Here is a 3873-nt window from a genome sequence, read left to right on the forward strand (position 1 = left end):
GCTTCTTCGGCACGTGCTTCTACACCCTGGACGTGTCGGGTGAGCGCCCACTGATCACAAGAAAAGTCGTGCAGTTAAATAACGACTATATCCATCAAGTCATCGACGTATATCACGTGTGACCTGAGGGGAGAGGAGAATTAACCATGAGTTATACCATTGCCCTCAACTTTGAGGACGGCGTTACCCGCTTTATTGGCTGTAAAGAGGGGGAGACTGTTCTCGACGCCGCTTACCGGCAAAAAGTTAACCTACCGATGGACTGCTCTGACGGTGTATGTGGCACCTGCAAAGGCCACTGCGAACAGGGCGAATTCGACATGGGTGACGAGTATCTGGAAGATGCGCTTTCCGATGAGGAAGCGGCTGAAGGCCAGGTGCTCACGTGCCAGATGGTGCCTTCTTCGGATTGCGTTATTCAAGTGCCAGTGGCATCCACGCTGTGTAAAACACAGGTGGGCAAGGTTGAGAGCACGGTAGCAGCAGTTGAGCAACTTTCCGAAGATAGTATTGAGCTAGTCGTTGATTTGGATGATGCCGAGGGCCTCGCCTTTCTGCCGGGGCAGTACATTCATATTGATGTGCCCGGCACGGAAGTGCACCGCTCCTACTCTTTCAGCTCCTTGCCGGGGGATAAGCGCGCCACCTTCTTAATTCGCAACATCCCCAACGGGGCAATGAGCGGCTACTTAACCGAGCGCGCGGCGGTGGGAGAAAAGCTTACGCTGACTGGCCCGCTGGGCAGCTTCTACCTGCGAGAAGTGAAGCGCCCGGTGCTTATGCTTGCTGGCGGCACGGGTCTGGCTCCGTTTCTCTCCATGTTAGCGCAATTGGTCGAAAAGGGCTGTGATGCACCGATTCATATGATTTACGGCGTCAATAAAGATGACCACCTGGTCAAAACGGATGCGCTAGATGCCTTCGTAGAAAAAATTCCTAGCTTTACCTACGCCACCGTAGTGGTCGACGAGGCTAGCGAGCATTCGCGTAAAGGTTACGTGACGCACCACATGGACGCCGAGGTAATGCATGACGGCGATGTGGACGTTTACCTGTGTGGCCCACCCCCGATGGTAGATGCCGTGCTGAAGTACTTCGACGCTGAAGGCATCAAGCCTCAGAGCTTCCACTATGAGAAGTTCACCCCCAATGAAGCAGGGAGCGCATCATGACACACCGCTTTCATGACAAAGTAATGGTGATTACCGGCGCTGCGCAAGGAATTGGGCAGCGGGTGGCTGAGCGTGCCGCCGCTGAAGGCGCCCGCTTGGTATTGGTAGATCGCGCTGACCAAATCCATGAGGTTGTCGCTGAAATAAGCAAGCAAGGAAGTGACGTGATTGCGGTACAAGCCGACCTGGAAACATGGGAAGGCGCTGAGCAAGCGATTCAGGTGGCGCTCGCTCACTTTGGCCGTATCGATATTCTGGTTAACAACGTAGGCGGCGCGATTAATTTCAAGCCGTTTACCGAGTTTACCGAGTCGCAAATTGCGGCAGAGATCAACCGTTCTCTAATGCCTACGCTTTGGTGCTGCCGTGCGGTACTGCCGACCATGGTAGCGCAGGGTAGCGGCGTGATCGTCAATGTCTCTTCAGTGGCGGCGCGGGGCATCCACCGGATCCCTTACTCGGCGGCCAAGGGGGGGGTCAATGCGCTGACCGAGTCGCTGGCCTTCGAATACGCTGATGCTGGGATCCGCGTGGCGGCTGCTGCCATCGGGGGCACGGAAGCACCGCCGCGCCGGATTTCCCGCGGCACGCCCGAGCCCCGCAACGATACCGAACGGGCCTGGTTCCAGGCGCATATCGACCAAACCAAGCAGAGCTGCCTGATGAAACGCTACGGCACGCTCGACGAGATGGCCGCGCCGATTCTGTTCCTGGCCTCCGATGAGGCGAGCTACATCACCGGCAGCGTGCTGCCAGTGGGCGGAGGCGACCAGGGCTATTAGTAAATTACCTAAGGCAACGCTAAAGAAGTATCAACGATAACGCTAAGTACAGTAATTCCCTGGAGCAAACCGTGAAACATATTGAGAAAGGCGTCAGCCTAAGGCATGCGCCCCGCGATTTCCTGCGCGACCTCAATGCTGAAAATGCCAGTACAGGTTTAGTCGCGGGAATCTTAGGGCTCAGTGTTGGAGTAGTCCACATTAGCGCCGGTACCTCTGCCGGCCTGGACTCCTCCTTCATCATGATTTGGGTGATCAGCTACCTGATGATCAACGGCCTGTTTGGACTATTCATGCCAGCCTATTACCGATTGCCGTTGCCAATGGCTAACTCCATCCCCGGTGCATTAATGTTCGCAGCGGTTATCCCTGTAATCGGCTTAGAGGCTGCATTAGGTGCAAGTTTGATTGCGGGGGCTATTACGCTAGTTGCTGGCGTGACCGGGGTGATGGGTATCGTTATGCGTTTGATACCGATGCCAATAGTGATGGGCATGGTGGGCGGTATGCTACTTAGCTTTGGCCTCAACATGGTTAAGCCGTTGGAGAGCGCTATCGTGCCAGCCTCTATCATGATCCTGGCTTTTTTCCTCTCTGCTCGCCTCTTACGTAAGGTTCCGCCTCTGGTTGTGGCGATGCTGGCGGGCATTTTGTACCTGATAGCGACTGGCGTGGATCTGTCCGGTATAGAAGCAACCGTTCGTTTCCCTGAGTTCATCATGCCTGAGTTTACTCTTGGAGCTTTTCTGACCTACGGCCTGCCACTCGCTATTATTCTAGTCGGAATGGAAACACCGGCGGGTGTCGGCCTAGTGAAGGGAATGGGTTACAAAGAAGTGCCCGCTAATGGAATCACTGCGGTGGGCGGCGTCGGCACCATGGTGTCGGCTTTTTTCAACCTGCACAGTACTTGTATAGCCGCACCCATGACCGGTGTCTGCGCCTCCCCGGAAGCTGGCGTTCATGACAAACGTTGGGTGGCGGCGGTGATTGCTGGGGCTATCTTTGTGCTTGCCGCGCCTTTCTACGGCTATGTCGTCAGTCTGCTGGAGGCTACGCCGCGCTACTTTATCGCCATTATCGCCGGGCTGGCACTTATGCGGGTCATTACCTCCTCGATGGCTATCGCCTTTGCAGGCAAGAAACATGAAATAGGCGCGTTGTTTGCTTTTTTAATTGCTGCATCCGGCATTCAGATTCTCGGCATCGGCGCCACGTTTTGGGCGTTGGTATTAGGCGTGGTCGTTTCAGCAATCTTCGAAACCAAGGACTTCGAGTTTATTTTCACCCGTGAGGTAGCTAAAAAGAGCGGCTGATCTCATACAACTCCTGCAACTTTATAGTGGTTATCCTCCTTGGCCCGTGTCTGCTTTTGCAGTGCGGGTCTTTTTTGTCCCATTTGACGTTTGACAGTCCCTTTATCCTTTTGTCGCAAGTTGAAATTAATTGTTACTCCTTTTGAGTGGGTCAGATGAGAGCTATGTCTCACAAACGCCACTATATCGGTTTAAAGCTTAAGTGAATGAGGAGTCAAACTGAATGTTATTAGCAGGCTTAGTAGTATTGTTTGATAGTTTTTCTTTTAAAATAAAAGGTTAGCTATTTTTTGCTGATTCGAATTAGGTTGTGAATATTCTACATAACTTTCATCTGAGATACCTATCAAGTATGGAAGGGAACTCAAACGATATTGGTCGGGAAGTCACGGCATGATCGATATTAGTGGCGAACATAACAACAACTGTCGTCTTTAGGCCCTTGATAGGCGTACTTGCTCTCCAAAACGTACTACTACTATCGCCGGGCGCCAAGACAACAAGAAAACCAACGATAGGGTTTCATCATGACCGTGAAGATATTCGATACCCCCGAAGTGCAAGAGTTTGTCAAAACCGTTGCTGGCTTTGATCAGGCAGGCG

General features: G+C 53.0%; 3 protein-coding genes. All 3 read left to right on the forward strand.

All coding sequences use genetic code 11. The features are described from left to right. The first annotated feature begins 146 nt into the window (after positions 1-146). On the forward strand, positions 147-1172 hold the full coding sequence (gene benC, locus K7H09_RS24145; protein WP_022519761.1) for a benzoate 1,2-dioxygenase electron transfer component BenC: 1026 nt from the start codon (positions 147-149) through the stop codon (positions 1170-1172). Further along, positions 1169-1954, forward strand: coding sequence for a benzoate diol dehydrogenase BenD (gene benD / locus K7H09_RS24150; RefSeq protein WP_022519760.1), 786 nt, complete (start codon positions 1169-1171; stop codon positions 1952-1954). Before benC ends, benD begins: the two co-directional genes overlap by 4 nt. A gap of 71 nt (positions 1955-2025) precedes the next feature. Next, entirely contained in the window at positions 2026-3270 is a 1245-nt protein-coding gene (locus K7H09_RS24155; RefSeq protein WP_022519759.1) for a benzoate/H(+) symporter BenE family transporter, read from the forward strand. Positions 3271-3873: the final 603 nt, after the last annotated feature.

The sequence above is a fragment of the Halomonas sp. IOP_14 genome (assembly GCF_021021315.1).
GTDB lineage: Bacteria > Pseudomonadota > Gammaproteobacteria > Pseudomonadales > Halomonadaceae > Vreelandella > Vreelandella titanicae.

Excerpts from the sequence above, each read along its gene's own strand:
- benC (WP_022519761.1), top strand. The coding sequence starts at position 147 with ATGAGTTATACCATTGCCCTCAACTTTGAGGACGGCGTTACCCGCTTT.
- benD (WP_022519760.1), top strand. The coding sequence starts at position 1,169 with ATGACACACCGCTTTCATGACAAAGTAATGGTGATTACCGGCGCTGCG.